The 24,992-nt window shown below is 74.2% G+C and carries 20 protein-coding genes; 10 read left to right on the top strand and 10 right to left on the bottom strand.

What is annotated here, in order from left to right; all coding sequences use genetic code 11:
* Positions 1–12: 12 nt before the first annotated feature.
* Positions 13–615, bottom strand: a complete 603-nt coding sequence (locus ACZ6Q9_RS14490) for a Uma2 family endonuclease (RefSeq protein WP_393269004.1) — start codon at positions 613–615, stop codon at positions 13–15.
* Between the two features lie 4 nt (positions 616–619).
* Complete coding sequence (locus ACZ6Q9_RS14495) at positions 620–1,477, bottom strand: class I SAM-dependent methyltransferase (RefSeq protein WP_396827385.1); 858 nt, start codon at positions 1,475–1,477, stop codon at positions 620–622.
* A gap of 400 nt (positions 1,478–1,877) precedes the next feature.
* Here ACZ6Q9_RS14495 and rpsA point away from each other — a divergent pair, with 400 nt between their 5' ends.
* Both rpsA and coaE read left to right on the top strand, forming a co-directional pair.
* Positions 1,878–3,368 (top strand): 30S ribosomal protein S1, encoded by a 1,491-nt coding sequence (rpsA, locus tag ACZ6Q9_RS14500; RefSeq protein WP_357700111.1) that lies wholly within the window; start codon positions 1,878–1,880, stop codon positions 3,366–3,368.
* A gap of 337 nt (positions 3,369–3,705) precedes the next feature.
* Positions 3,706–4,887 carry a dephospho-CoA kinase gene (gene coaE, locus ACZ6Q9_RS14505; RefSeq protein WP_396827579.1) on the top strand — a complete coding sequence of 394 codons (1,182 nt, stop codon included), beginning with the start codon at positions 3,706–3,708 and terminating at the stop codon, positions 4,885–4,887.
* A 73-nt stretch (positions 4,888–4,960) separates the two neighbouring features.
* Here coaE and ACZ6Q9_RS14510 read toward each other — a convergent pair whose 3' ends face one another.
* Positions 4,961–6,454 (bottom strand): hypothetical protein, encoded by a 1,494-nt coding sequence (locus ACZ6Q9_RS14510; protein WP_393268998.1) that lies wholly within the window; start codon positions 6,452–6,454, stop codon positions 4,961–4,963.
* Between the two features lie 300 nt (positions 6,455–6,754).
* Between ACZ6Q9_RS14510 and uvrB the strand changes: the two genes are divergently transcribed.
* Both uvrB and ACZ6Q9_RS14520 read left to right on the top strand, forming a co-directional pair.
* Positions 6,755–8,863, top strand: a complete 2,109-nt coding sequence (uvrB, locus tag ACZ6Q9_RS14515) for an excinuclease ABC subunit UvrB (protein WP_393301307.1) — start codon at positions 6,755–6,757, stop codon at positions 8,861–8,863.
* 278 nt (positions 8,864–9,141) lie between these two features.
* The gene (locus ACZ6Q9_RS14520; protein WP_393268993.1) at positions 9,142–10,002 is read left to right on the top strand and encodes a helix-turn-helix domain-containing protein; all 861 of its coding nucleotides are present in this window, start codon (positions 9,142–9,144) and stop codon (positions 10,000–10,002) included.
* Between the two features lie 97 nt (positions 10,003–10,099).
* Here ACZ6Q9_RS14520 and ACZ6Q9_RS14525 read toward each other — a convergent pair whose 3' ends face one another.
* Complete coding sequence (locus ACZ6Q9_RS14525; RefSeq protein ID WP_393454849.1) at positions 10,100–10,858, bottom strand: SDR family oxidoreductase; 759 nt, start codon at positions 10,856–10,858, stop codon at positions 10,100–10,102.
* Between the two features lie 137 nt (positions 10,859–10,995).
* Positions 10,996–11,289 carry an antibiotic biosynthesis monooxygenase family protein gene (locus tag ACZ6Q9_RS14530; protein ID WP_393454852.1) on the bottom strand — a complete coding sequence of 98 codons (294 nt, stop codon included), beginning with the start codon at positions 11,287–11,289 and terminating at the stop codon, positions 10,996–10,998.
* A gap of 99 nt (positions 11,290–11,388) precedes the next feature.
* Here ACZ6Q9_RS14530 and pnuC point away from each other — a divergent pair, with 99 nt between their 5' ends.
* From pnuC to ACZ6Q9_RS14545, 3 genes are all read left to right on the top strand, one after another.
* Positions 11,389–12,042, top strand: coding sequence for a nicotinamide riboside transporter PnuC (gene pnuC, locus ACZ6Q9_RS14535; RefSeq protein ID WP_393454855.1), 654 nt, complete (start codon positions 11,389–11,391; stop codon positions 12,040–12,042).
* Positions 12,039–13,244: an AAA family ATPase gene (locus tag ACZ6Q9_RS14540; RefSeq protein ID WP_393454858.1), complete on the top strand. Its 1,206-nt coding sequence runs from the start codon at positions 12,039–12,041 to the stop codon at positions 13,242–13,244. The genes pnuC and ACZ6Q9_RS14540 overlap by 4 nt, the downstream gene beginning before the upstream one ends.
* A 321-nt stretch (positions 13,245–13,565) precedes the next feature.
* Complete coding sequence (locus tag ACZ6Q9_RS14545; protein WP_393268981.1) at positions 13,566–14,567, top strand: TerC family protein; 1,002 nt, start codon at positions 13,566–13,568, stop codon at positions 14,565–14,567.
* Positions 14,568–14,630: 63 nt separating this feature from the next.
* On the opposite strand, the gene ACZ6Q9_RS14550 is transcribed toward ACZ6Q9_RS14545, so the two are convergent.
* The gene (locus ACZ6Q9_RS14550; RefSeq protein WP_393454861.1) at positions 14,631–15,548 is read right to left on the bottom strand and encodes a C40 family peptidase; all 918 of its coding nucleotides are present in this window, start codon (positions 15,546–15,548) and stop codon (positions 14,631–14,633) included.
* A gap of 50 nt (positions 15,549–15,598) precedes the next feature.
* Positions 15,599–16,699: a mandelate racemase/muconate lactonizing enzyme family protein gene (locus tag ACZ6Q9_RS14555; RefSeq protein ID WP_393454864.1), complete on the bottom strand. Its 1,101-nt coding sequence runs from the start codon at positions 16,697–16,699 to the stop codon at positions 15,599–15,601.
* Between the two features lie 116 nt (positions 16,700–16,815).
* On the opposite strand from ACZ6Q9_RS14555, the gene ACZ6Q9_RS14560 reads away from it, so the two are divergent.
* Positions 16,816–17,613 carry a tyrosine-protein phosphatase gene (locus ACZ6Q9_RS14560; protein ID WP_393454867.1) on the top strand — a complete coding sequence of 266 codons (798 nt, stop codon included), beginning with the start codon at positions 16,816–16,818 and terminating at the stop codon, positions 17,611–17,613.
* Between the two features lie 40 nt (positions 17,614–17,653).
* On the opposite strand, the gene ACZ6Q9_RS14565 is transcribed toward ACZ6Q9_RS14560, so the two are convergent.
* Positions 17,654–18,514 (bottom strand): serine hydrolase, encoded by an 861-nt coding sequence (locus tag ACZ6Q9_RS14565; protein WP_393454870.1) that lies wholly within the window; start codon positions 18,512–18,514, stop codon positions 17,654–17,656.
* Positions 18,515–18,579: 65 nt separating this feature from the next.
* Here ACZ6Q9_RS14565 and ACZ6Q9_RS14570 point away from each other — a divergent pair, with 65 nt between their 5' ends.
* The gene (locus ACZ6Q9_RS14570; protein WP_393454873.1) at positions 18,580–19,245 is read left to right on the top strand and encodes a class I SAM-dependent methyltransferase; all 666 of its coding nucleotides are present in this window, start codon (positions 18,580–18,582) and stop codon (positions 19,243–19,245) included.
* Positions 19,246–19,319: 74 nt separating this feature from the next.
* Here ACZ6Q9_RS14570 and typA read toward each other — a convergent pair whose 3' ends face one another.
* A complete protein-coding gene (typA, locus tag ACZ6Q9_RS14575) occupies positions 19,320–21,188 on the bottom strand; it encodes a translational GTPase TypA (protein WP_393268965.1) in 1,869 nt (622 codons plus the stop codon).
* 135 nt (positions 21,189–21,323) lie between these two features.
* On the opposite strand from typA, the gene ACZ6Q9_RS14580 reads away from it, so the two are divergent.
* On the top strand, positions 21,324–22,721 hold the full coding sequence (locus ACZ6Q9_RS14580; protein ID WP_393268962.1) for a DedA family protein: 1,398 nt from the start codon (positions 21,324–21,326) through the stop codon (positions 22,719–22,721).
* A gap of 125 nt (positions 22,722–22,846) precedes the next feature.
* Here ACZ6Q9_RS14580 and ACZ6Q9_RS14585 read toward each other — a convergent pair whose 3' ends face one another.
* Positions 22,847–24,976, bottom strand: a complete 2,130-nt coding sequence (locus tag ACZ6Q9_RS14585) for an MMPL family transporter (protein WP_393454876.1) — start codon at positions 24,974–24,976, stop codon at positions 22,847–22,849.
* Positions 24,977–24,992: the final 16 nt, after the last annotated feature.

A 24,992-nucleotide genomic window follows, 5' to 3' on the forward strand; every position in this document is an offset into this window, starting at 1 on the left:
ACGGGGGGACCCCTAGGGGGTGATCTCGGCGATCGGCAGCTTGATCTCGAACGGCTCGCTGAGTTCGACCAGCTCGGCGCTGTCGGTGATCAGTTCGTACTGCCGCTCTCCGCCCGGCCCGAGCCGCTCGCCCCGGCGGTAGGCGTACAGGTGCACGGGGTCCTGTTCGATGCGCCAGTAGAACGGGATGCCCGCGGCGGCGTACTCACCCGGCTTGGCGAACCTGTCGGTGCGCCGCGTACCCGGGGACACCACCTCCACGGCGAGGATGACGTCGTCAGGCACGAGCAGTGACCGGTCGGGGGTCACCTCGGCCCGGCGCAGCAGCACGTCCGGCTGTCGACTGGTGTTCGCGTTGAGGGCCACGCCGACGGCCTGAGCGGCGCGGAGGTGGGCGGGGGCGTGGGTCCGCAGCCACAGCCAGAGCAGGCTGGAGATGTCCTGGTGGCCCAGGGTGGGGGAGGGTGTCACCTGGATGACTCCGTCGACGAGTTCGACGCGCGGGGCGTCGTCCGGCAGGTTGAGCAGATCCTCCAGCGTGTAGTCCGCACGCTGCTGCCGGATCGGGTCAGGACACCAGGGGCCAGGTGGTGTCGCGATCGGCTCGGCGCTCACCGGCTCAGCGTAACCCTGCGGGCGGCCCTGGCCGCCGCACCGGCTGTCCGGCTTCTCGGGCGGGCTTCTCGGCGACGAAGATGGCAGTGCCGGGAAAGAGGCGGCCGCGCAGCGGGCTCCACTGCCCCCAGATCCCCTCGTGCCCCTCGGGCCACTCCGGCTCGACCAGGTTGACCAGGTCGAACCCGGCGCCCACGATCTCCCGGATCCGGTCGCCGAGCGTGCGGTGCTGCTCGACGTAGGTGGCCGCGCCGGTCTCGTCCTGCTCCACGTAGGGGGAGCGGTCGAAGTACGAGTGCGTGGCGGTCAGCCCGCCCTCGCCCGGGTCGTCGAGGAAGATCCACCGCATCGGGTGGGTCACCGAGAACACCCAGCGACCGCCGGGGCGCAGCACCCGGAACACCTCGCGCATCACCGCCGCCGAGTCGGCCACGAACGGGATCGCCCCGAACGCCGTGCACGCGGTGTCGAACGCCGCGTCGGCGAAGGGCAGCGCCAACGCGTCGGCCTGCACCAGCGGCACGCGTACGCCGGTGCGCGCGGCGGCGAGGGCGGCGTGTCGCAACATGCCGGCGGACAGGTCCATGGCGACCGGCCGGGCGCCCCGGGTGGCGAGCCACCGCGCGGCGGCCGCGGCGCCGCAGCCGACCTCCAGCACACGCCGCCCGGTCAGTTCGCCCAGCAGCCGTACGTCCGCCTCGCGTACCCCCTCGGGGCACCAGACGAAGTCGAGGTCGCCGAGGAAGCCGCCGTGCTCGGCCTGATAGTCGTCGGCGTCGGTGTCCCACCAGTGGCGGCTGGCGCGCCGGGCCTCGGCGTCGCCCACCCGGCGCCGGGTCACCCGGCTGCTGTCGTCGTCCACCCGCTCACGCTAGTGCCTCTCCCGCAGGGCGCGGCGGCGGGCGGCGAGCCCCCGGGCGTGGCGGAACAGGGGTGGCGCTACGGTTCCCGGTGGTGCCATTGTGACGGACGCGACAGGTGGGACAGCTTCCTACCGAAATCTCCGCTTTCGCAGGTGGCGAGGCGGCGAGAGGGCGGGAGGCCTTGCACGCTGTGGTAATGCAGCGGGTAGGCTAGACGATGCGCTCGCGAATCGTGTGCCTCGGCAGGGAGCAGGTGCGCGGTCTCCGGGACCACTGGCGGAGTTACCTCCATGATCTCACTCGATCTTCGGTGTGCCCGGCGACGGATCCGCTGGCGCGAACAGGTCACCGCGACACCAGCCTGCTGTGACACACCATCCGACCGGAGCAACCGCCCACATGACGAGCAGCATCGAGGCCCCCTCGAGCGCCACCCGGGTCACCCACGACGATCTCGGTTCCGAGGAGGCTTTCCTCGCCGCGATCGACGAGACCATCAAGTACTTCAACGACGGCGACATTGTCGAAGGCACCGTCGTCAAGGTCGATCGGGACGAGGTCCTGCTCGACATCGGCTACAAGACCGAGGGCGTCATCCCCTCTCGGGAGTTGTCGATCAAGCACGACGTGGACCCGGCCGAGGTCGTTTCGGTTGGTGATCACATCGAGGCCCTGGTCCTCCAGAAGGAGGACAAGGAGGGGCGTCTGATCCTCTCCAAGAAGCGGGCGCAGTACGAGCGGGCCTGGGGCACCATCGAGAAGATCAAGGACGAGGACGGCGTCGTCCGCGGCTCGGTCATCGAGGTGGTCAAGGGCGGCCTCATCCTCGACATCGGGCTGCGCGGCTTCCTGCCCGCCTCCCTGGTCGAGATGCGTCGGGTGCGGGACCTGCAGCCGTACGTCGGCCGTGAGCTCGAGGCCAAGATCATCGAGCTGGACAAGAACCGCAACAACGTGGTCCTGTCCCGCCGGGCCTGGCTGGAGCAGACGCAGTCCGAGGTGCGCACCGAGTTCCTCAACAAGCTGCAGAAGGGCCAGGTCCGCAAGGGCGTCGTGTCCTCGATCGTCAACTTCGGCGCGTTCGTCGACCTGGGCGGCGTGGACGGCCTGGTGCACGTCTCCGAGCTGTCCTGGAAGCACATCGACCACCCGTCCGAGGTCGTCGAGGTGGGCCAGGAGGTCGAGGTCGAGGTCCTGGACGTCGACCTGGACCGCGAGCGGGTCTCGCTGTCGCTGAAGGCGACCCAGGAGGACCCGTGGCGGCAGTTCGCCCGCACCCACGCGATCCAGCAGATCGTGCCGGGTAAGGTCACCAAGCTGGTGCCGTTCGGCGCCTTCGTCCGGGTGGACGACGGCATCGAGGGCCTGGTCCACATCTCCGAGCTGGCCGAGCGCCACGTGGAGATCCCGGAGCAGGTCGTCCAGGTCGGCTCCGAGGTCATGGTCAAGGTCATCGACATCGACCTGGAGCGCCGCCGGATCTCGCTGTCGCTCAAGCAGGCCAACGAGGGCTTCGTCGAGGGCGAGGAGCACTTCGACCCGACCCTCTACGGCATGGCCGCGACCTACGACGCCGAGGGCAACTACATCTACCCGGAGGGCTTCGACCCGGAGACGGGCGAGTGGCTCGAGGGGTACGACAAGCAGCGCGAGACCTGGGAGAACCAGTACGCCGAGGCCCGTCAGCGCTGGGAGGCCCACACCAAGCAGGTGCAGACCTCCCGCGCCGCCGACGCCGAGGCCGCTGCCAACCCGGCTCCGGCCGTCACCGGTGGCACCACCACCTCGACCAGCGCGGCCCCGAGCCGGCAGGCCGAGGAGCCGGCCGGCACCCTGGCCACCGACGAGGCGCTCGCCGCTCTGCGGGAGAAGCTCGCCGGCGGCAAGTGACCCGCTGAACGACGGACGAGGGCCCCGTCCCCGCGATCGCGAGATCGCCGGGGGCGGGGCCCTCGCCGTTGCCCGCCCCTGCCGGCCCCCGCTCCGGCGAGGGGCGGCCGCTCGGCGCCGCTCCGGCGGGCCCCGGCACCGGCCGGTTCGTTCCGGTGGGGCGGGGCGCCGGGCCCGTCCGTGCCGGTGGGGCCCGGAGGCCGGGCCCATCCACCCGGCGGCCAGCCAGACCGTGGCCCGGATGGCCCGCGCCGGCCTCCGTCCGGCGGGGCGGGCGTGCCGGGCGCGGGCACCGGCCCGGTTTGGCGGTGCGGGGAAGATCGGGTTGACTGGTCCGGTGCTGATGGTGGGGTTGACCGGGGGGATCGGATCCGGCAAGAGCGCGGTGGCGTCCCGGCTGGCCGAGCGGGGCGCGGTGGTCATCGACGCCGACCAGGTGGCCCGGGAGGTGGTGGCGCCGGGCACCGAGGGACTGGCCGAGATCGTCGCGGCCTTCTCCGACCGGGTCCTCGACGCCGGCGGGGCCCTCGACCGGGCGGCGCTGGGCGCGGTGGTCTTCGCCGACGAGGCGGCCCGGCGTCGGCTGGAGGGGATCATCCATCCCCGCGTACGGGCCCGCACGGCCGAACTGGCCGCCGCGGCGGTGCCCGACGCGATCGTGGTCAACGACGTGCCGCTGCTGGTGGAGGTGGGGCTTGCGCCCACGTACCACCTGGTGGTCGTGGTGCAGACGGCGGTGGCCACCCGGTTGGCGCGGCTGGCCCGCGACCGCGGGATGGACCAGGCGGAGGCCGAGCGGCGGATCGCCGCGCAGGCCGACGACGCCCGACGCCGTGCCGCGGCGGACGTGGTGCTGACCAACGACGGCAGCCTCGCCGACCTGCACGCGGCGGTCGACGCGCTGTGGCAGGAGCGGCTGCTGCCCTACGAGGCGAACCTGCGCGAGCGGCGACCGGTGCGACCGCACCGCGTCGTGCTGACCGAGGCCGACCCGACCTGGCCGCAGCAGTACGCGCGGCTCGCCGCCCGGATCCGGCACGCGATCGCCCCCGCCGACCTGCGGATCGATCACATCGGCTCGACCGCGGTGCCCGGCCTCGCCGCCAAGGACGTGATCGACATCCAGCTCACCGTGCCGACCCTCGCCGACGCGGACGGCCCGCTGGCCGAGCGGCTCGCCGCCGCGGGCTTCCCGCGCCTGCCCGGCGACTGGTGGGACAACCCCCGGCTGCCCGGCAGCGGCCGGTGGGAGAAGCGGCTGCACGGCAGCGCCGACCCGGGCCGCCCCGTGTACCTGCACGTCCGCGCCGTGGACTCGCCCGGCTGGCGGTACGCGCTGCTGATGCGCGACCACCTGCGTGCCGACCCGGACCAGCGGGCGGCCTACCTGCTGCTGAAGCGGGAACTGGCCGCCTCGGCCCCGGACAGCGCCACCTACACCACGGCGAAGGACCCGTGGTTCGACGAGGAGCACCTGCGCGCCGAGGACTGGGCGGCGCAGACCGGCTGGCGCCCCTGACCCGTCACCGGCCGCCGTCGCCGGCGCGCCGGGGCCCTGACGTCGCCCCGGCGGCGACCCTGACCCCGATCGGTCATCGCCCGCCGGCCGGCGCTTCCGGGCGCTGCGGCGCCGGCCGGGCGGCGGGCAACCGGGGCACCGCGCCGGGGGCCAGGTCGAGCTGGGCCCAGGCACCCGACCGGGTACGCAGCTCCAGCCGGCGCAGCACGCCGGACCGGTCGATCCAGTAGCGCAGCAGCGCCCCGGACGTGCGCAGCTCGACCACGTCCACGGTCCTCCCGGACAGGCTGTCTCCGCGTACCCGGAGAGTGGCGCCCCGCGGCGCGGGCGACCGGGCGGCCCGCAGCGCCGCGCCGAGCAGCAGGCCCAGGTCGCCGGCCCGCGTCGGGTCGGCCCGCCAGCCCTGGGCGGGCGGCGGCAGCGGGGGCCGGCCGGGTGCCTCCACCGTGCCGGGAACCGTCGTGGCGGGGACCTCCGCCCGGGTCACGTCCGTCCCGTCGACGCGCAGCAGCGCCCGGTGCTCCGGTGCGCCGAGGTCGGCGACGGCCACGTACGCGGCCCGGTCGGTCCAGCTCACCCAGCCGGCGCCGCGCAGGTTGGTGCCGGCGGCGAGGGGCCCGGTGAGGGTGACGGAGGCGCCGCCGGCGGCGCGGAGCCGGGCGGGCAGCCGGTCCAGCCGGTCCCGCTCCCCGGCGGTCAGGGCCCGGGGCTGCCCGGGCCGGCCGCCGAGGGCGTCGACCGGCCGCAGCGTCGGCCGGTTGGTGCGGGTGAACTGCACGGTGACCGGCCCGACGCCGGGCAGTCCGGTCTCCAGCCGGTGCAGGCGGGCGTCGCGGTCCAGCCAGTAGCGCGGGTGGTCGCCCGTCGCCGCGGACGCGGGTGGCGGTGGCGTGCCCGGGGCCGACGGCGCCTGGAGGATGTCGACCCGCTCCGCCCCGACGGTGGCGCGGCCCACCCAGCGGGCGGCCGCCGAGGGCGGCTCGGGGCGGTCCGCGCCGAGCCGGAAGAGCAGGTCGAGCACGGCGGCGAGCCCTCGCCCGCCGGACGGGTCGTGCAGCCGCCAGCGGTCCGCCGGCGGCACCAGCGGAGGCGGTGCGGCGGTGGGCACCGCCGACGGGTCGGGCCGCAGCACGGCCACGGTCGGCGTGGCCTGCAGCAGGCCGCGTTCGGCGCCCGCGCCGGGCCCGCCGACGTCCAGGTAGACCAGCGGCCGGGACCAGTCGACCCAGCCGACCAGTTCGATGCGGTCGGACCCGGTGCCCGTCGTCACACGCACCCCGGCCCGCAGGTCACGGTGGTTGGTGACCCGCATCGCGGCCAGCCGCTCGCGCTCGTCACCAGTCAGCGCCCGGGACGGCTCCGACCGGTCGGGCGACCAGCTCAGCAGCCCCGCGACCAGCGCCGCCGCGGAGAGCACGGCCACGACCGCGAGCACCAGCAGGGTGGTGCGCCGGCGGCCGGTCAGCACCCGCGGGACGGCCCCGGTGTGGGCGTCGTCGTGCGGCGGCCGGTCCTGCGGCGGGGAGGTAGGGTCGGCACGGGTGGCCCGGGCGGCGGAGGTGTCCACGGATGGTTGAACGGGATTCACCGTCGCGGGGTGACGAGCAGGGGCGCTCGCGGCGGCCGGTCAGCGCCTCGGGCGCGACCACGTCGGGTGCGCACGCCGGGCGTGCCGGGTGCTGCGACCCCTGTGCCGGGGGCGGGCCGGCCGCTGAGGGCCTGGCCGCCTGCCCGGTCGGCCGCCGCGAGCGGCCTACACCGAGAGCGTAGTCTCGTGAGATCGGCCACACAATGGGAATATCGAAGCCGATCAGGGACCGTCCGTAGTCGGCGCGGGGTGTCGGACCCCCGGCGTACCGTTGGGGTCATGGCGCTCGACATTCCCCGGCTCGACGGCCGCTTCCAGGTCGTCAGCGACTTCCAGCCGGCCGGCGACCAGCCGGCGGCCATCGACGACCTGGAGCGTCGGGTCCGACGCGGCGACCGCAACACGGTGCTGCTCGGCGCGACCGGCACCGGCAAGAGCGCCACCACGGCGTGGCTCGTCGAGCGGTTGCAGCGGCCGACGCTGGTGCTCGCGCCCAACAAGACGCTCTGCGCCCAGCTGGCCAAGGAGTTCAGCGAGCTGCTGCCGCACAACGCGGTGGAGTATTTCGTCTCCTACTACGACTACTACCAGCCCGAGGCCTACATCCCGCAGACCGACACCTACATCGAGAAGGACTCCTCGATCAACGAGGAGGTCGAGCGGCTGCGGCACTCGGCGACGATGTCGCTGCTGACCCGGCGCGACGTGGTGGTGGTGGCCACCGTCTCGGCGATCTACGGCCTGGGCACCCCGGAGGAATACCTCGACCGGGCCGTGCGCGTCGCCGTCGGGCAGGAGCTCGACCGCGACCAGCTGCTGCGCCGCCTGGTCGACATCCAGTATTCGCGCAACGACATGGCCTTCAACCGGGGCACCTTCCGGGTCCGGGGCGACACGCTGGAGATCATCCCGGCCTACGAGGAGCTGGCCGTCCGGATCGAGCTCTTCGGTGACGAGGTGGAGAAGCTCTACTATCTCAACCCGCTCACCGGCGACGTGGTCCGCGAGGTCGACCACCTGCTGATCTTCCCGGCCACCCACTACGCGGCCGGCCCGGAGCGGATGGAGCGGGCGATCCGCGACATCGAGGCCGAGCTGGGCGAGCGGTTGGCCGAGCTGGAGCGGCAGGGCAAGCTGTTGGAGGCCCAGCGGCTGCGGATGCGCACGACCTACGACATCGAGATGATGCGGCAGGTCGGTTTCTGCTCCGGCATCGAGAACTACTCGATGCACATCGACGGCCGGCTGCCGGGCAGCCCGCCGCACTGCCTGCTCGACTACTTCCCCGACGACTTCCTGACGGTCGTCGACGAGTCGCACGTGACCATCCCGCAGATCGGCGGCATGTACGAGGGCGACGCGTCACGCAAGCGGATGCTGATCGACCACGGCTTCCGGCTGCCCAGCGCGGCCGACAACCGGCCGCTGCGGTTCGACGAGTTCCTGGAGCGGGTGGGCCAGATGGTCTTCCTGTCCGCCACGCCCGGCCCCTGGGAGCTGGAGCAGGCCCAGGGCGAGTTCGTCGAGCAGGTGATCCGGCCGACCGGCCTGATCGACCCCGAGGTCGTCGTGAAGCCCACCAAGGGCCAGATCGACGACCTGATGCACGAGATCAAGCTGCGCACCGAGCGCGACGAGCGGGTGCTGGTCACCACGCTGACGAAGAAGATGGCCGAGGACCTGTCCGACTACCTTTTGGAGAACGGCATCCGGGTGCGTTACCTGCACTCCGAGGTCGACACGTTGCGCCGGGTGGAGCTGCTGCGCGAGCTGCGTAAGGGCGACTACGACGTGCTGGTCGGCATCAACCTGCTCCGGGAGGGCCTCGACCTGCCCGAGGTGTCGCTGGTCGCCATCCTCGACGCCGACAAGGAGGGCTTCCTGCGCAGTGGCCGGTCGCTGATCCAGACCATTGGCCGGGCGGCCCGGAACGTCTCGGGCCAGGTGCACATGTACGCGGACAAGATCACTCCGTCGATGGCGGACGCGATCGACGAGACCAACCGGCGGCGGGCCAAGCAGATCGCGCACAACGAGGCGCACGGCATCAGCCCGGAGCCGCTGCGCAAGAAGATCCACGACATCCTCGACGACATCTACCGCGAGGCGGAGGACACGGAGAACAGCCGGGTCGGCGGGGCGGTGCGGCAGCTGTCCCGGGGCAAGGCGCCGGTGAAGGAGACCCGCAGTCGCGGCCGGGCCGGCGGTGCCGGGCCCGCGCGGGAGGGGATGGCCCGGGCCGAGCTGGCCCAGCTCATCCAGGAACTCAACGACCAGATGCTGGCCGCGGCCCGGGAGCTGCAGTTCGAGCTGGCCGCCCGGATCCGCGACGAGGTCGCCGACCTGAAGAAGGAGCTGCGCGGCATGGACGCCGCCGGCGTGAAGTAACCGCCCGGCTGGCGGCTCCGCGCGGTTCCGCCACGAGGCCGGCCCGTCGCCGAAGACCACCGGGCGTCGGCGGCCTCGGGCGCCGGGCCCGGTCGCGCCTGGTACCGCAGCGCCCGTGACCTGGCCGGCGACGTCTGCGCGTTCGGCACGGACCGGCCCTGACGGGCGGCCGGCGGGGCCCGGTCGGCAACGGGGCTACTAGTCTCGATTGCGGTACGCGAGCAGACTATTGCGCTGGGTGATCGTGCTGCGTAATCTCCCTCGGTGGGGAGGCGGGGATGCCGTTGCCAACGAGTCCGGTCATTCGACGCGCGCGGTTGGGCGCCGAGCTGCGCCAGTTGCGCAGGCGGGAGGGGCTGACACTGGAGCAGGTCTGCGACCGGCTCGGCTGGGCGTCCACCTCCAAGCTGTCCCGCATCGAGCTGGGGCAGAGCCGGCCGGATCTCGCCGACGTCCTCGATCTGCTCGACGTCTACGAGGTGCCGCCGCCACAGCGGGAGGCGCTCATCGTCATCGCCCGCGACGCCGCCACCAGCCGGGGCTGGTGGAAGGCATTGGGGGAGATGGGGGAGCGGCAGCGCACCTACGCCGAGCTGGAGGCGGGGGCGGCGACCATCGTGGACTGGCAGCCCGCCGTCGTGCCGGGGCTGCTCCAGACCCCGGCGTACGCGCGGCTGCGGATCGCCGCCGGGCGGCTGCTCGACCCGACCGTCGACGTGGAGGCCGACGTGCGCGCCCGCGCGATGCGGCACGAGGTGCTGCGGCGCACCGATCCGCCCCGCTACACGGCGCTGCTCGCCGAGGCGGCCTGCGAGGCCGGCGACATTCCGCCGCAGGTGTGGCAGGAGCAGCTGCGGTTCCTGGTCGACCTGGCCGGCCTGCCGCACGTGACGATCCGGCTGCTGCCCCGGGGCGTCGCCGCGCGGGGCGGGGCGCAGCCGCTCACGCCGTACTCCTGCTACTCGTTCCCCGACCCGGCCGACCCCCGCACCGTGATGCTGGAGGCGCTGACCACCGACGTGCGCCTGGCGACGACGGCCGACGTCGACCGCTACGACCAGCTCACCGGTTGGCTGCTGGACGCGGCGCTCAGCCCGGAGGAGACGAGCGCGGCGCTGAGCCGTCGTGCCGCCGGGTGACCCCTGCCGGCGCACCGGGGCGGCGACGCCCACCGACAGACCCGGCCGGGTGCGCGCAGCGCGGCCGAGCCGGGGAGCAGTGGCGTCGGCGCGCGGATCAGAGGTGGCGGCGGAACCCGCCCTCCGAGTCGATCACCTGCCCGGTGATCCAGTCGGCGTCGGCTGAGCAGAGGAAGCGCACCAGCCGGGCCGCGTCCTGCGGGGTGCCCCAGCGTCCGGCCGGGAAGAGCTGGGCGATCTCGGCGTGCGCCTCGGGTGAGGCGTATCCGGTGTCGGTCGGGCCCGGGTGGACGCAGTTGACGGTGATGCCCTGCGGCATCAGCAGCGGGGAGAGCTGGAACGTGGCGTTCTCCACCGCCGCCTTGCTCACCGCGTAGGCGAGGGTCTGCGGCATCGGACCGAGGCGCTGCCCGCTGGAGAAGAGCACCAGCCGGCCGCCCGATCCGGCGGTGAACGCCGCCGCGAAAGCCTCGGCGAGCAGGAGGGTGGCCCGCACGTTGACCAACAGGTGCCGGTCGACCTCGGCCGGGTCCAACGCGCCGAACGGCGTGTCGGTGCAGTAGGCGTGCACGGCGACCACCGCGTCGAGCCGACCGTGCCGGCGTACCGCCTCGGCCACCAGCTCGGCGGGCGCGGCCGGGTCGAGCAGGTCGGCCGCGACGTAGCTGGCGCCGCCCAACGCGCCCAGCAGGGTCGGCACGCCCTCGGGATCGCCGCCGTAGGGCTGGGCTTCGTCGAACTCCGGCAGGCCGGTGAGCAACAGCCGCCAACCGTCCGCGGCGAGCGTGCGGGCGACCGCCGCGCCGATGCCGATCCGCCGGCTCACGCCCGTCACCAGGGCCACCCGGTCCGTCATGATCGCCAGTCAACCCGCACGGGCGGTCGCCGGCCACCCGATTTCGCCGCGCGGCCACCGGGCCCGGCGCCCCCGAGCCCGTCGGGACCGGCAGCCGGCGCGTGCACCGCGCAGGGTAGGGCAGGGGTACGACAGCCTCAGGCCGGCACGTCCACGAAGTGCTCGACCAGCGGCGGGTTGGCGAAGTACGGGCCGATCAGCGCCCGCCACTGCGTGAAGCGCTCGGTGCCCCGGAAGTTGTCGTTGTGCGCCTCGACCGAGTCCCACTCGACCAGCAGCACGAACCGGGACGGGGACTCCACGCCCCGGGTCATCCGCACCGACCGGCAGCCCGGCGTCCCGGCGAGCACCGGGTGTCCCTTGCCGTACGCGGCGGCGAACTCGTCCTCGTGTCCCGGCAGTACGTCGATGAGCGCGACCTCAAGCACCATGGCCGCAGCCTTTCACGTCGCCCCGGCGGCCCGCCGTCGCGGGGGCCTGTTCCCGGTGGTCGGGCGGATCTAGGGTGGGCGCGCGGAGAGGGGAGAGGCATGATCGACTGGCTTACCGGCACGGCGTTCACCATGGCGGGCACCGGCACGACCCGCGCGGAGCTGCTGGGCTTCGCCACCGGGGTGCTCAACGTCTGGCTGGTGGCCCGGCAGCGGATTGCCAACTGGCCGGTCGGCATCGCCAACGTGTTGCTGCTGATGCTGCTGTTCTGGACCGCCGGCCTGTACGCCGACGCCGGCCTCCAGGTCGTCTACGTCGTCCTGGGCCTGTACGGGTGGTGGGCGTGGCTCTACGGCGGCGAGCGGCGCAGCCGGCTGACGGTCCGCGGGACGAGCCGTCGGGAGTGGTGGGCGCTGGGGCTGGCCGGGGTGGCGCTGACCGGAGCGCTGTGGGTGCTGCTGGACCGGGCCACCGACTCGACGGTGCCGCTGCCGGACGCGCTGACCACCGCGCTGTCGCTGCTGGCCACGTACGGGCAGACCCGCAAGCGGGTGGAGAGCTGGTGGCTGTGGATCGCGGCCGACCTGATCTACATCCCGCTCTACGCCTACAAGGGCCTGTACCTCACGGCGGCGCTCTACCTGATCTTCCTCGGCCTCTGTGTGCTCGGGCTGCGCGAGTGGCGGGCGGACCTGCGGCGCGGCGCCGGCGCGACCCGGGCGCCGTCCGGTCCGGCCCCGGTGGCGGCATGACGGGCCCGGCGCCGGCCGACGAACGCCCGGCGGCGGGCGGCGGCGCGGCCGGGCCGGGGGCGCCGGAGTTCCGGCACGGGTTGGTGGTGGGCAAGTTCTATCCGCCGCACGCCGGCCACCACGGGCTGATCGAGGCCGCCGCCGCCCGCTGCGCGGCCGTCACCGTGGTGGTGGCGCCGTCGCGCCGGGAGTCGATCCCGCTCGGGTTGCGGCTGGACTGGCTGCGCGAGGTGCACGCGGACACCCCGTGGGTCCGCTTCGTCGGCCGGTACGACGACCACCCGGTGGACTACGCCGACCCGGCCGTGTGGGACCTGCACTGCGCGGTGTTCCGCGAGGCGCTGGGCGGGCGGCGGGTGGACGCCGTCTTCTCCTCCGAGGCGTACGGCGAGGAACTGGCCCGGCGCTTCGACGCCGTCGGCGTGTGCGTGGACCAGGGGCGGCGGTGCGTGCCGGTCTCCGGGACGGCGGTGCGTGCGGACCCGGCGGGCCACTGGGACCGGCTCAGCGCGCCGGTGCGGGCGTGGTTCGTGCGGCGGGTGGTGGTGGTCGGCGCGGAGTCCACCGGCACCACCACGATGGCCGCCGCCCTCGCGGAGCACTACGGCACCGGGTGGGTCCCCGAGTACGGCCGGGAGCTGACCGAACGGAAGCTGGCCCGGCTGCGCGAGCGGGACCCGGCGGCCACGATCTTCGACGTGTCCTGGGACCGTGACGACTTCGCCGAGGTGGTCCGGGAGCAGCAGGCGGCGGAGGACGCGGCGGCCCGGTCGTGCGGCCCGCTGCTGTTCTGCGACACCGACGCCCGGGCCACCGCCGTGTGGGAGGAGCGCTACCTCGGGTCGGCGTCGGCGCGGGTGCGGGCGGCGGCCCGGCGGCCCGCGCTGTACCTGCTGACCGACCACGTCGGGGTGCCCTTCGACGACGACGGGCTGCGCGACGGGGAGCACCTGCGGGCGTGGATGACCGGGCGGTTCCGGACGGAGTTGGCCGGGTGCGGGGTGCCGGTGGTCGAGCTGACCGGCCCGCATCCGGAGCGGCTGGCCCGCGCGGTGGCCGCCTGCGACGCGTTGCTCGCGGCCGGCTGGCCGCTGGCCGACCCGTTGGTGCCCGGCGGGTCGCCGGCGGACCCGCGCGACCCCGCCACCCCGGAGCACCTAGCCTCGCGCGACCCCGCCAACCGGGAGCACCTAGCCTCCTAGGATGGCGTACGCAGAGTGCGCTCAGGATCACCGAGAGGGTCGGCGGCTGTCGGTGGGCTAAGACACGGCCAGCCCGAGGTGCGGTGGCTGGGCCCGGTGGGCAAGAATGGCGGACGAGGAGGGGAGTATTCCCCCGTGACGGAGTCGTCAGCACGGTCGAGCGTCGGTCCCCGGTGCGCGACCCGGCCCCGTCGGTCACCGCCCGCAGGACGGTGACGGAAGAGACCTCCGACAGTCACCAGAGTCAGCGTCACCGGCACACCGCGCCCACCGAGGGCGTACGGTGTGCCCGTCGTTGCGTGTCTGCCGGAGGAATGAGCCTTGGACGTGTCCGGACTGGTCTGGGCGGCGACCCTTGTCGTACTGACCGCGATCCTGCTCGTGGATCTGCTGATCATCGGTCGGCGCCCCCACGAGCCGAGCGTGCGTGAGTCGAGCCTGTGGGTCGGCTTCTATGTCGCACTGGCCCTGATCTTCGGCGCCGGCGTCTGGCTCGCCTCCGGGGCGGGCGCGGCGGGGGAGTTCTACACCGGCTGGCTGACGGAGTACAGCCTCTCGGTCGACAATCTCTTCGTCTTCGTGATCATCATGGCGCGCTTCGGGGTGCCCCGGAAGTACCAGCAGAAGGTGCTGCTCATCGGCATCGTGCTGGCGCTGGTCATGCGGGGCGGGTTCATCGCCGCCGGCGCCGCGCTGATCTCCCAGTTCTCCTGGGTGTTCTACATCTTCGGCGCGTTCCTCATCTACACCGCGATCAACTTCGTCCGGCAGGGCGAGCCGGACGAGGACGACTTCAGCGAGAACGTGATGATCCGGTGGAGCCGCAAGGCGCTGCCGATCTCGAAGGACTACGACGGCGCCAGGCTGACCACCCACTCGCCGAAGGGCAAGCGGATCTTCACCCCGATGCTGATCGTCATGATCGCCATCGGCACCACCGACCTGATCTTCGCGCTCGACTCGATCCCGGCGATCTTCGGCATCACGCAGGAGCCGTACCTGGTCTTCACCGCGAACGTCTTCGCGCTGATGGGTCTGCGGCAGCTCTACTTCCTGCTCGGCGGCCTGTTGGACCGGCTCATCTACCTCACCTACGGCCTGGCCGTGGTGCTCGGCTTCATCGGCGTGAAGCTGGTGCTGGAGGCCCTGGCCGGCAACAACCTGGCGTTCATCAACGGTGGGCAGCACGTCTCCTGGGCCCCGCACATCCCGATCTGGCTCTCGCTGACCGTCATCCTCGGCACCCTCGCCGTGGCGACCGTCGCCAGCCTGGTCAAGTCCTCCCGCGACCAGCGCCGCCTGCTGTCCGACGCCCGCCGCTGAGGCGTACCCACGCGACGAGGGGGCGCTCCCGGACCGGGAGCGCCCCCTCGTGCCGTACGCGGGTCAGACCCGGTGCGCGCCGACCAGGGTGGCGGTGCGTTCGGCTGGCAGCCGCTCCTCCAGCACCCGGCGCCGCAGGTAGCAGGCGTGCAGCATCCGCCGGTCGTCGCCGGGACGCGGGTCGGCGGTGACGATGCCGATGTGGTGGATCTTCCGGCCGGGCCGGGCGAAGAAGTAGAGGTCGCCGGGGCGTTCCGTGCCCAGCGGCACCGGCGTGGTCGCCGCGGCCTGGTCGTCGGCGTCGCGCGGCAGCAGCACGCCGAGCCGCCGCCAGGCCAGGTGGACCAGGCCGGAGCAGTCGATGCCGTACGCGGACACGCCGCCCCAGATGTAGACGACGTCGACCAGCCGCTGGGCGACGGCCAGCACCTCCCCGGCCGACGGGGGCGTGGTGGGCACCGGCACGGCGTGGGCGGCGGGCAGCCAGAGCGGGTCGGCGTGACCGGGGGCGTGCACGGGGCGCCATCCGTCGACCGCCGGGCCGGTCGGGGCCAGCCGGGTGCCGAGGACCACTCCGGGCACGACCTCGGCCCCGCCCGGGGCGGTGTGCAGGGCGGTGACGGTGGCGTCGACCACGAGCGACTCGGCGTCGGCGGGGACCGCGCCCGGGGCGAGCTGCTCGGCGGGGAGCCAGCCGGGGTAGCCGCGCGGGTGCAGCCCGGGGGCCGGCTGCTCGACGGCCACCACGTGCGCCCAGCCGTCCGGGCGCACGTCGGTGACGAGCACCCGCTCGCCGAGCAGCAGTTGGCTCAGCACGCAGTCGCCGACCTGCTGGTCGGTGTCCAACCCGGAGATCCAGGCCGCGATGTCGGTGCGCGCGGCCAGGGCGGGACCGTCGACGGGTCGTACCGCCTCGGGAGAGGCCCAGAGGGTCGCGACGGCGACCCGGACCACGGCCTCCCGGCCCGGTTGCAGCTCCACGTCCACCCCCAGCTCGATCGTTCCCGCGACCCTATGAAAGTTTCCGCCAGTCAGCAATCGCCAGTCTGCATCTTTGCTTCAGTCACGGAGGTCACGCCGAGGCCCGGCGCGTCCGGCAGCACGACGGTCGCGCCGTCGTACCGGAGGCCGTCCCGCACCGGCGACCGGGCCAGCCACCACGCGGCGTCCAGGTCGGCGACGGCCGTGGTGCCGTAGGCGGCGACCAGGCTGGCGGCGGCGCCGATGCCCACCTGGCTCTCCATCATCGACCCGACGACGGTGCCGAGGCCGTGCGCGGCGGCCAGGTCGAGCAGGGTCCGGGCGGGGTGCAGGCCGCCGCACTTGGCGAGCTTGACGTTGACCATGTCGGCGGCCCGGCGGCGGATGACCTCGACCAGGTCGCGGACGCCGAAGACGGCCTCGTCGGCGAGGACCGGCACGTCCACCCGGTCGCTGACCCAGGCCAGCCCGTCGAGGTCCCAGCGCGGGACCGGCTGCTCGACCAGTTCCACGTCCAGCCCCGCGTCCTCGACGCCGCGGATCACCCGGACCGCCTCGCGCGGGGTCCAGCCCTGGTTGGCGTCGAGCCGGATCCGTACGTCCGGGCCGACTGCCGCCCGCACGGCGCGGACCCGCTCCAGGTCGCCGGCCGCGTCGGTGCCCACCTTCATCTTGAGCACGCCGAAGCCCTCCGCCTGCCGCTGCCGGGCCGCCGCCGCGAGATCCACCGCGTCGCCTGCGGCGAGCGTGACGTCCGTGGGGACCCGCAGGGCCGTGCCGCCGAGCAGCCGCACCAGCGGTACGCCGAGCCGCCGCGCCGCCAGGTCGTGCAGGGCGACGTCGACGGCCGCCTTCGCCGCCTCGTTGCCGGCGACGGCCCGCTGCACCTCGGTGCAACGGGCCACCAGGTCGTCGGCGTCGCGCCCGGTGAGCGCCGGGCCGAGCAGGTCGCGGACGCACGCCTCGGAGCCGGCCACCGACGCCCCGGTCACCTGCCACACCTGCGGCGCCTCGCCGTAGCCGGAGCGGCCGTCGGCGTCGACGACCTCCACCACCAGGGTCTCCACGGTGGTGGTGCGGCGCAGCGCGGTGACGAACGGGGTGTGCAGGGGGGCGGAGAGCCGGTGGGTGCGCACCGCGGCGATCGTCATGTCCGGCACCCTATACGGACACGCACGAGCGAAGGGGAGGCCGGCATGAGCGAGCGAATCATGGGGTGCGGTGCGGTGGCGCCTCGTGGCGGCACGGAGCGGAGCGGAGTGCCGGCATGAGCGAGCGGGGCTGGGATCTGGTGGGTGCGCCGAACGCCCGGGACCTCGGCGGGCTGGTCGGCGTGGACGGCCGGCGGGTGCGGCCGGGCGTGCTGATCCGCACCCCGGCGCTGGGCCGGCTGGCCGACGAGGACCTGCCGGTGCTGGCGAGGCTCGGCCCGGCCTGCGTGGTCGACCTGCGGGACCGTTCGGAGATCGTGGTCGCCCCGCCGGACCGGCTGCCGGGTGAGCCCACCGTCGTGCACCTGCCGGTGCACGACGCCGAACACCCCGTCTTCACCTACGTCTCGGCGGTGCTGCTCGGGCACGACCTGGGCGCGTACGCGGCCCTGGCCGAGCAGGGCACCCCGGCGGCGATGGCGGCGATCTACCGCTGGTTCGTCACGGGGGCGTCGGCGCGGGAGAGCTTCGGCGCGGCGGTGCGGCTGGCCGCGGAGGCGCGGAACCTGCCGCTGGTCTACCACTGTTCGGCCGGCAAGGACCGCACCGGCTGGTTGACGGTGCTGCTGCTCAGCGCGCTCGGCGTGGACGAGGCCGCGATCCGGGCGGACTACCTGGCGAACAACGCGCTGACCGAGAGCCTGCGGGAGGTCCTCCTGGAGGCGATGCGCCGGCGGCAGCCGGGGCTGGACGTCGGGGCGGTGCGGCCGGTGCTGGAGGCGCGCGAGGACTACCTCGACGCCGCGTACGGGGAGGTGCGCCGGGTGCACGGCTCGTTCGGGGCGTACCTGCGCGACGGGCTCGGGATCACCGACGACGTCGTGGCGGCGCTGCGGGCGCACCTGCTGGAGTGACGGCACCGCGCGGCGCCGGCCCAGGTGGGCCGACCGGCCGTCACAGGTCGTGTCGGGCGGCCCAGGCGGCGGCGGAGATCCCGGCGATCAGCCGGCAGGCGTCGTCCTCCGCCTCGTCGCCGTCGGGGCCGCCGTCGGCGAGGTCGGTGGTGGTGCAGGCGACCACCGCGTACGCCGGCGCGTCGTCGGGGAAGACCACCCCGGCGCCGTGCCGCACGCCGTGCACCCAGCCGTTCTTGTGCGCGATGCGGGTGCCCTCGGGCAGCCCGGCGGCGAGGTCCTCGCGGTGCTCCTGGGCGAACAGCACGTCGAGCATGGCGGCGCAGCCGGCCGGCGAGGCGAGCGGGCCCGGGGTGTCCGCCCCGGTGGCGAGCGCGCCGAGCAGGGCGGCCAGGTCGGCGGCGGTGACCAGGTTGGTGATGCCCGCCTCGCGGGCGGCGAAGTCCTCGATGCCCCGCCCGGTGACGCTGTGCCGGGCCCCGGCGAGCGCCCAGACCTCCGCCACCGCCGGCAGGCCGACGTGGCCGATGACGATGTTGGTGGCCAGGTTGCTGGAGCGGACGATCATCCGGTGGGCGAGCCAGCGCAGCGGCGCGCTGTCGCCGACCCGCTCCCAGACGGCCTCGTCGTTGTCGTAGTGGCGGGCGCAGGAGAATCGGGGCGCGCCGGGCAGCGCCGAGTCGAACTTGTTGCGCACCGGCACCGGGGCGTCCAGGTCGAGGGCACCGGCCTCGGCGGCCCGGTGCAGCGCGACGAGCACCGCCGCCTTCATGGTGCTGGCCGCGTAGTGGGTGGCGTCGGCGTGCCGGGTCCAGGCGGGGGCGGCGCCGGGCCGCCCCACGTACGCCGACACGGTGCCGGGCACCCCGTCCAGGTGGGCGTCGAGCTCGTCCCAGGTCATGCGGCTGACCGTAGCGGACCACCGGCGGGGCGGCGGAACGGGGCGGAGCGCCGTACCGTGCGGGGATGACGGTCGCCGCCTACGACGCGCACGCCGACTGGTACGAGGCGTTCGCCACCGACACGTCCAGCGACTACATGACCCGGGTCCGCGGCCGGTTGCGCGACCTGCTCGGCGCCGGCGCCGGCCGCTGCCTCGACCTGTGCTGCGGCACCGGCCTGCAGGCGGCGGAGCTGCGCCGGCTGGGGTGGCAGCCGGTGGGGGTCGACCTGTCGGGCGGGCAGTTGCGGCACGCCCGGCCGCGCCTGCCGGTGGCCCGCGCCGACGCGGCGGCGCTGCCGGTCGCCGACGGCTCGGTGCCGGCCGTGGCGTGCGTGCTCGCCCACACCGACGTGCCGAACTACGCGGCGGTGGTCGCCGAGGCGGCCCGGGTGCTCGCGCCCGGCGGGCGGTTCGTCCACGTCGGAGTGCACCCGTGCTTCGTCGGGGCGTTCGCCGACCGGTCCGACGCGGAGCGGATCGTGGTCGACGGCGGCTACGCCGACCGGGAGCGCAGCTTCCGGGCCTGGACGCCGCACGGGGTGCGGGTGCGGGTGGGTGCGTGGCACGTCCCGCTGGCCGACCTGCTCAACGCGGTCACCGACGCCGGCCTGACCCTGGTCCGCACGGCCGAGTCCGGCCCCGGCCCGGTGCCCGACCTGTTCGCCTTCCTCGCCACCCGCCCCGCCTGACCCGGGCGTCGTGAACGGGCGGAGCCCGGACCGCGTGGGGCGGTCCGGGCTCCGGGAAAGGCTGTCGTCGTACGTCAGCCGGCGTGCTTGCGGCGGGCGGCGGCCCGGCCGCGGGCGGTCTGGTCGAGCACCACCTTGCGGATCCGGACGGCGGCCGGGGTGACCTCGACGCACTCGTCCTCGCGGCAGAACTCGAGGGCCTGCTCCAGCGACAGCTTGCGCGGCGGGATCAGCTTCTCGGTCTCGTCTGCCGTGGAGGAGCGCATGTTGGTCAGCTTCTTCTCCTTGGTGATGTTGACGTCCATGTCGTCGGAGCGGGAGTTCTCCCCGACGATCATGCCCTCGTACACCTCGGTGCCGGGCTCGACGAAGAGCTGGCCGCGCTCCTGGAGGTTGGTCATCGCGAACGCGGTGACCGCGCCCGAGCGGTCGGCGACCAGCGAGCCGTTGTTGCGGGTGCGCAGCTCGCCGACCCACGGCTCGTACGACTCGAACACGTGGTGCAGGATGCCGGTGCCCCGGGTCTCGGTGAGGAACTCGGTGCGGAAGCCGATCAGGCCGCGGGCCGGGACCAGCCACTCCATCCGGATCCAGCCGGTGCCGTGGTTGACCAGCTGCTCCATCCGGCCCTTGCGGGTCGCGAGGAGCTGGGTGATCGCGCCGAGGTACTCCTCGGGGGCGTCGATGGTGAGCCGCTCGACCGGCTCGCAGGTCTTCCCGTCGATCTCCCTGGTGACGACCTGCGGCTTGCCCACGGTCAGCTCGTAGGACTCGCGGCGCATCTGCTCGACCAGGATGGCCAGGGCCAGCTCGCCGCGGCCCTGCACCTCCCAGGCGTCCGGACGCTCGGTGGGCAGCACCCGCAGCGACACGTTGCCGATCAGCTCCTTGTCGAGCCGGTCCTTGACCATGCGGGCGGTGACCTTGGCTCCCTTGACCCGGCCGACCAGCGGCGAGGTGTTGGTGCCGATGGTCATCGAGATGGCCGGCTCGTCGACGGTGATCAGCGGCAGGGGCTGCGGGTTCTCCGCGTCGGCCAGGGTCTCACCGATCATGATCTCGGGGATGCCGGCGACCGCGATGATGTCGCCCGGGCCGGCCGAGTCGGCGGGCTTGCGCTCCAGGCCCTCGGTCATCAGCAGTTCGGAGATGCGGACCCGCTGGGTGCTGCCGTCGGTGCGGCACCAGGCCACGGTCTCGCCCTTGCGGATGGTGCCCTGCCGCACCCGGCACAGCGCCAGCCGGCCGAGGAACGGGGACGCGTCGAGGTTGGTGACGTGCGCCTGCAGCGGCGCGTCCTCCTCGTACGCGGGCGGCGGGATGGTGTCGAGCAGGGTGCGGAAGAGCGGCTCGAGGTTGTGGCTGTCGTCCGGGACCGCGCCGTCGGCGGGCTGGGTCAGCGAGGCGATGCCGTCGCGGGCGCAGGCGTAGACGATCGGGAAGTCGATCTGCTCCTCGTCGGCGTCCAGGTCGAGGAAGAGTTCGTAGGTGTCGTCCACGACCTCCTTGATGCGGGCGTCGGGACGGTCCACCTTGTTGATCACGAGGATGATCGGCATGCGGGCCTTGAGCGCCTTGCGGAGCACGAACCGGGTCTGCGGCAGGGGGCCCTCGCTGGCGTCCACCAGCAGTACCACCCCGTCGACCATGGTCAGGCCGCGCTCGACCTCGCCGCCGAAGTCGGCGTGGCCGGGGGTGTCGATGATGTTGATGGTCACCGGGTCGGAGCCGTCCGCCGGCATGTACCGCACGCCGGTGTTCTTGGCCAGGATGGTGATGCCCTTTTCCCGTTCGAGGTCCATCGAGTCCATGACCCGCTCGGTTACCTCGCCGCGGGCGCCGTAGGCGCCGGCCTGCCGCAACATGGCGTCGACCAGGGTCGTCTTGCCGTGGTCGACGTGGGCGATGATGGCGACGTTGCGGAGGTCGGTGCGAAGCTGCATACGCTTCATACTCCTGTCTGCGGTTGCCGGGGCACGCGTCGGGGTCTCCCCCCAGATGGCCCGGATCTCTGCCGAAACTGATGTTCCGACCGTTTCAGCGCCTGGCATGCTGACCCCCGTGGGAATGGGGGCCCGATGCACGACCTGCTGACCTGGCTGCAGGGCCTGCCGCCCCTGCTGATCTATGTGATCGCCGCGATGATCGTCGCGGGGGAGACCGCCGTGATCTTCGGTCTGCTGGTGCCGGGCGAGGCGACCCTGCTGCTGGTCGGTTTCCTAGCGTACGCGGGGACGCTGCGGCTCGCGCCGGCCCTGCTGGTGATGATCCTTGCAGCCGTGATCGGGGACACACTCGCGTTCCGTGCCGGCCGCCGGTACGGGCCCCGGCTGCGGGCCGGCCGGCTCGGGGCCTGGGTGGGCCACGAGCGGTGGGGCCGGGCGGACGGGATGCTGGGCCGGCTGGGCGGGCGTGGCGTGCTGACCGCCCGCTGGGTGGCCTTCGCCCGCACCCTGGTGCCCCGGCTGGCCGGCGCGGCGGGGATGCCGTACCGGCGGTTCGCGCCGTGGAACCTCGCCGGCGTGGTGACCTGGGTGGGCGGTTCGGTGCTGGCCGGCAACCTGGCCGGCGAGTCGTACGAGACGGTCTCCCGGCTGCTGGGGCGGGCCACCGGCGCCGTGCTGGTGCTGGTGGCCGCGCTGGTCGCGGTGGTGCTGGCGGGACGGTGGCTGGGCCGCAACCCGGACCCGGCGCGGGCGCTGGCGTCCCGGGCCGCCGGGCTGCGGCCGGTGCGCTGGCTCAGCGGCCGCTACGGCGTGCTGTTCTTCCTGCTCGCCATGCACGTGGGGCCGGCCTGGACGCTGCTGATCAATCTGGTCGGCGGGCTGCTGCTGCTCTTCGTGGCGGGGTTCGCCATCGCCTGGGTGCTCGGGGCGGTGGTCCGGCACAGCGGGCTGGCGGTGATCGACGGGGCCATCGCCGACTGGTTCGCCGACCGGCGTACGCCGGGGGCCGTCGACGTCACGCTGGTGGTCGTCTCGGCGCTGCGCGGGTCGACGCTGATCGTGCTGGTGGCCGTCGTGGCCGCGGTGCTGGCCTGGCGCAACCGGCCCTGGCGGGCCGACCTGCTCAGCGTGGTCGGCACGGTGGGGGCGTTCGTGCCGCTGGTGGTGCTCGCCGTGGTGGTCGACCTGACGGGGTCGGCCACCGGCGGCCCGGGGAGCCGGGATCCCGCCCTGTTCCCGACGCAGAACGCCGTGGTGGCGGCCAGCCTCTGCACCCTCGCCTGGCTGCTGTCGCGCGGGGCGCGCTGGCCGGTGGCGGTGGCCGCCTGGACCGGCGCGGCGGCCGGGATGGTCGGCATCGTCGGCGCCCGCCTCTACCTGGGGTGGAGCACCGCCAGCGGCAGCGCCACGGCGGTGCTGCTCGGGGTGGCGTGGACGGTGTTGTTCGTGGTGGCCTGGGCCACCCGCGACCGGGCGGTGGGCGACGCCCCGGCGGAACCGGAACCGGCGGCGGTGCGCGCCGACGCCTGACCGGGTCCGCGGCCTCCGCCGGGGCCGTGACGTCGCCGGGTGGGCGACCCCGACCTGGCGGGCCAGGTACACCCGGTGGTGACCCGGCACGCGCTGGTCCCCGCCACGGCCCCGGATCGCGTCGGTCAGTCCCGGGCCGCCGCCGGCTCCGGGCGGGTCGGGGCGTGGGGCGTGGCGGGCTCGGGGGCGATCCGGCCCGGCCACCAGAAGCGCTCGCCGAGCGCGAACGCCAGCGCCGGCACCAGGACCGTCCGGACGAGCAGGGTGTCCAGCAGGACGCCGATGCAGACGATGATCCCGATCTGGGTCAGCAGGATCAGCGGCAGGACGCCCAGCACGGCGAAGACCGCCGCGAGCAGGATGCCGGCGCTCGTGATGACGCCGCCGGTGATCCGCAGGGCCGACAGCATGCCGTCCCGGGTGCCGGTGCGCCGCGCGTCCTCGCGGGCCCGGGTGACGAGGAAGATATTGTAGTCGACGCCCAGCGCCACCAGGAACACGAAGGCGAGCAGGAGCACGCCGCTGTCCAGCGCGGGGAACCCGAGCACGTGGTCGAAGATCAGCCACGACGCGCCGATGCTGGCGAAGAACGACGCGATCACGGTGAGCACGAGCAGCACCGGTGCGATCAGGCCGCGTAGGAGCAGCACGAGTACGGCGCCGACGAGCAGCAGGATGACCGGCAGGATGAGCCGTAGGTCCCTGCCGTCGGCCGCGCCCGAGTCGTGGGTCGCGGCGACCGGGCCGCCCACGACGGCCCCGTCGAACGCGGCGGCGCCCTCGACCGCGGGCGGGGCGGAGCCGGGCACGGCAGCGACCGCGTCGCGCAGCGCCTCGACGGTGCGGTCGGAGGCGGCGGTGCCGGGCTCCGCGTCGAGGACGACGTCGACCTGGGCGACCCGCGCGCCCGCCTCGCCGGGCCGCGCCGAGGCGACGCCGGGCACGGCCGCGGCGGCGTCCGTGACGGCCCGTGCCGCCGAGGGGGTGGTCAGGACCGCGACCGGCTGGGTCGTCCCGGCGGGGAAGGCGCGGGCGAGGGTCTCCGCGCCGGCCACCGCCTCGGGTCTGACCCGGAACTGCTCGGTCTCGGACAGGCCGGTGCGGATGCCGAGCCCGCCGAGGGCGAGCCCCGCGAGCAGCAGCGTCGCGAGCACGGCGACCGGCACCGGACGGCGTTCGACGGCGGCGCCGAGCCGGCCCCACAGCCGGCCCTCGCGGACCGCGCCGCCGACCCGGGGCACGAACGGCCAGAACAGGCCGCGGCCGAAGATCACCAGTGCGGCGGGCAGGACGAACAGCGCGGAGAGCATGGCGAGGACGACGCCCGTCGCGCAGGCCACGGCGAGGGCGTGGTTCAGCTCCCGCTCGGACAGCAGCAGGGTGAGCACGCCGAGCACGACGGTGAAGCCGCTGGCGAGGATGGGCTCGGCGGTGCGGCGCAGCGCGGCGCGCATCGCCACGAAGCGGTCCTCCTCGCGGCGCAGCTCCTCCCGGTAGCGGGCGATGAGCAGCAGCGCGTAGTCGGTGGCGGCGCCGAAGACCAGGACGCTGGCGATGCCGGTGACGGCTCCGCCGGGCAGGTTGATGCCGACCGCCGGGACGATCGTGTCGAGGGCGCGCAGCGTGAGCTGCTCGGTCGCCGCGACGACGACGAGCGGCACGATCCACAGGAACGGGCTGCGGTAGGTGATCAGCAGCAGCAGCGCGACGACGCAGGCGGTGACGACGAGCAGCGTGGTGTCGGCGCCGTCGAAGACCTTGGTCAGGTCGGTGGCGAACGCGGGCCCGCCGGTCACCTCGACGGTGAGCGTCTCGGGTGCGTCGTCCAGGGAGGCGCGGAGCTCGTCGACCCGGCCGGCGACCTCCTCCTGCCCGCCGCCGGTGGACAGTGGCACGGCGACGAGCGCGACGGTGCCGTCGGGGGAGACCCGCGGTGGGCTGACGCGGCCGTCGGCGGCGAACCGGCCGAGGTCGCCGGACTGGCCGGTGAGCGCCGCGCGGTCGGCCTCGGTGAGCGGCCCGCCGTCGGCGCGGCTGACCACGACGATCGCCGGCTGGACGTCGCGGGAGGGCAACTGGTCCTGGAGGCGTTCCACCTGGGTCGACTGCCACTCGACGGACAGGCCGGTGGCGGAGATGGGAGCCGGGTTGTCGGGCTTGGGCAGCCCGAAGACGGCCGCGCCGAGGAAGAACGCGGTGACCACGGTGAGCCATGCGGCCGGTCGTCCGCGGGCCACGCGGGTGAACACAGACATCGGATGCCCTCACGGT

The sequence above is a fragment of the Micromonospora sp. NPDC049139 genome, assembly GCF_055586845.1.

Bases quoted from the DNA above. Each gene is read 5' to 3' on its own strand.
- rpsA (WP_357700111.1), top strand. From the start codon at position 1,878: ATGACGAGCAGCATCGAGGCCCCCTCGAGCGCCACCCGGGTCACCCAC.
- uvrB (WP_393301307.1), top strand. From the start codon at position 6,755: ATGGCGCTCGACATTCCCCGGCTCGACGGCCGCTTCCAGGTCGTCAGC.
- ACZ6Q9_RS14520 (WP_393268993.1), top strand. From the start codon at position 9,142: ATGCCGTTGCCAACGAGTCCGGTCATTCGACGCGCGCGGTTGGGCGCC.
- ACZ6Q9_RS14525 (WP_393454849.1), bottom strand. From the start codon at position 10,858: ATGACGGACCGGGTGGCCCTGGTGACGGGCGTGAGCCGGCGGATCGGC.
- ACZ6Q9_RS14530 (WP_393454852.1), bottom strand. From the start codon at position 11,289: ATGGTGCTTGAGGTCGCGCTCATCGACGTACTGCCGGGACACGAGGAC.
- pnuC (WP_393454855.1), top strand. From the start codon at position 11,389: ATGATCGACTGGCTTACCGGCACGGCGTTCACCATGGCGGGCACCGGC.
- ACZ6Q9_RS14540 (WP_393454858.1), top strand. From the start codon at position 12,039: ATGACGGGCCCGGCGCCGGCCGACGAACGCCCGGCGGCGGGCGGCGGC.
- ACZ6Q9_RS14555 (WP_393454864.1), bottom strand. From the start codon at position 16,699: ATGACGATCGCCGCGGTGCGCACCCACCGGCTCTCCGCCCCCCTGCAC.
- ACZ6Q9_RS14560 (WP_393454867.1), top strand. From the start codon at position 16,816: ATGAGCGAGCGGGGCTGGGATCTGGTGGGTGCGCCGAACGCCCGGGAC.
- ACZ6Q9_RS14565 (WP_393454870.1), bottom strand. From the start codon at position 18,514: ATGACCTGGGACGAGCTCGACGCCCACCTGGACGGGGTGCCCGGCACC.
- ACZ6Q9_RS14570 (WP_393454873.1), top strand. From the start codon at position 18,580: ATGACGGTCGCCGCCTACGACGCGCACGCCGACTGGTACGAGGCGTTC.
- typA (WP_393268965.1), bottom strand. From the start codon at position 21,188: ATGCAGCTTCGCACCGACCTCCGCAACGTCGCCATCATCGCCCACGTC.
- ACZ6Q9_RS14580 (WP_393268962.1), top strand. From the start codon at position 21,324: ATGCACGACCTGCTGACCTGGCTGCAGGGCCTGCCGCCCCTGCTGATC.
- ACZ6Q9_RS14585 (WP_393454876.1), bottom strand. From the start codon at position 24,976: ATGTCTGTGTTCACCCGCGTGGCCCGCGGACGACCGGCCGCATGGCTC.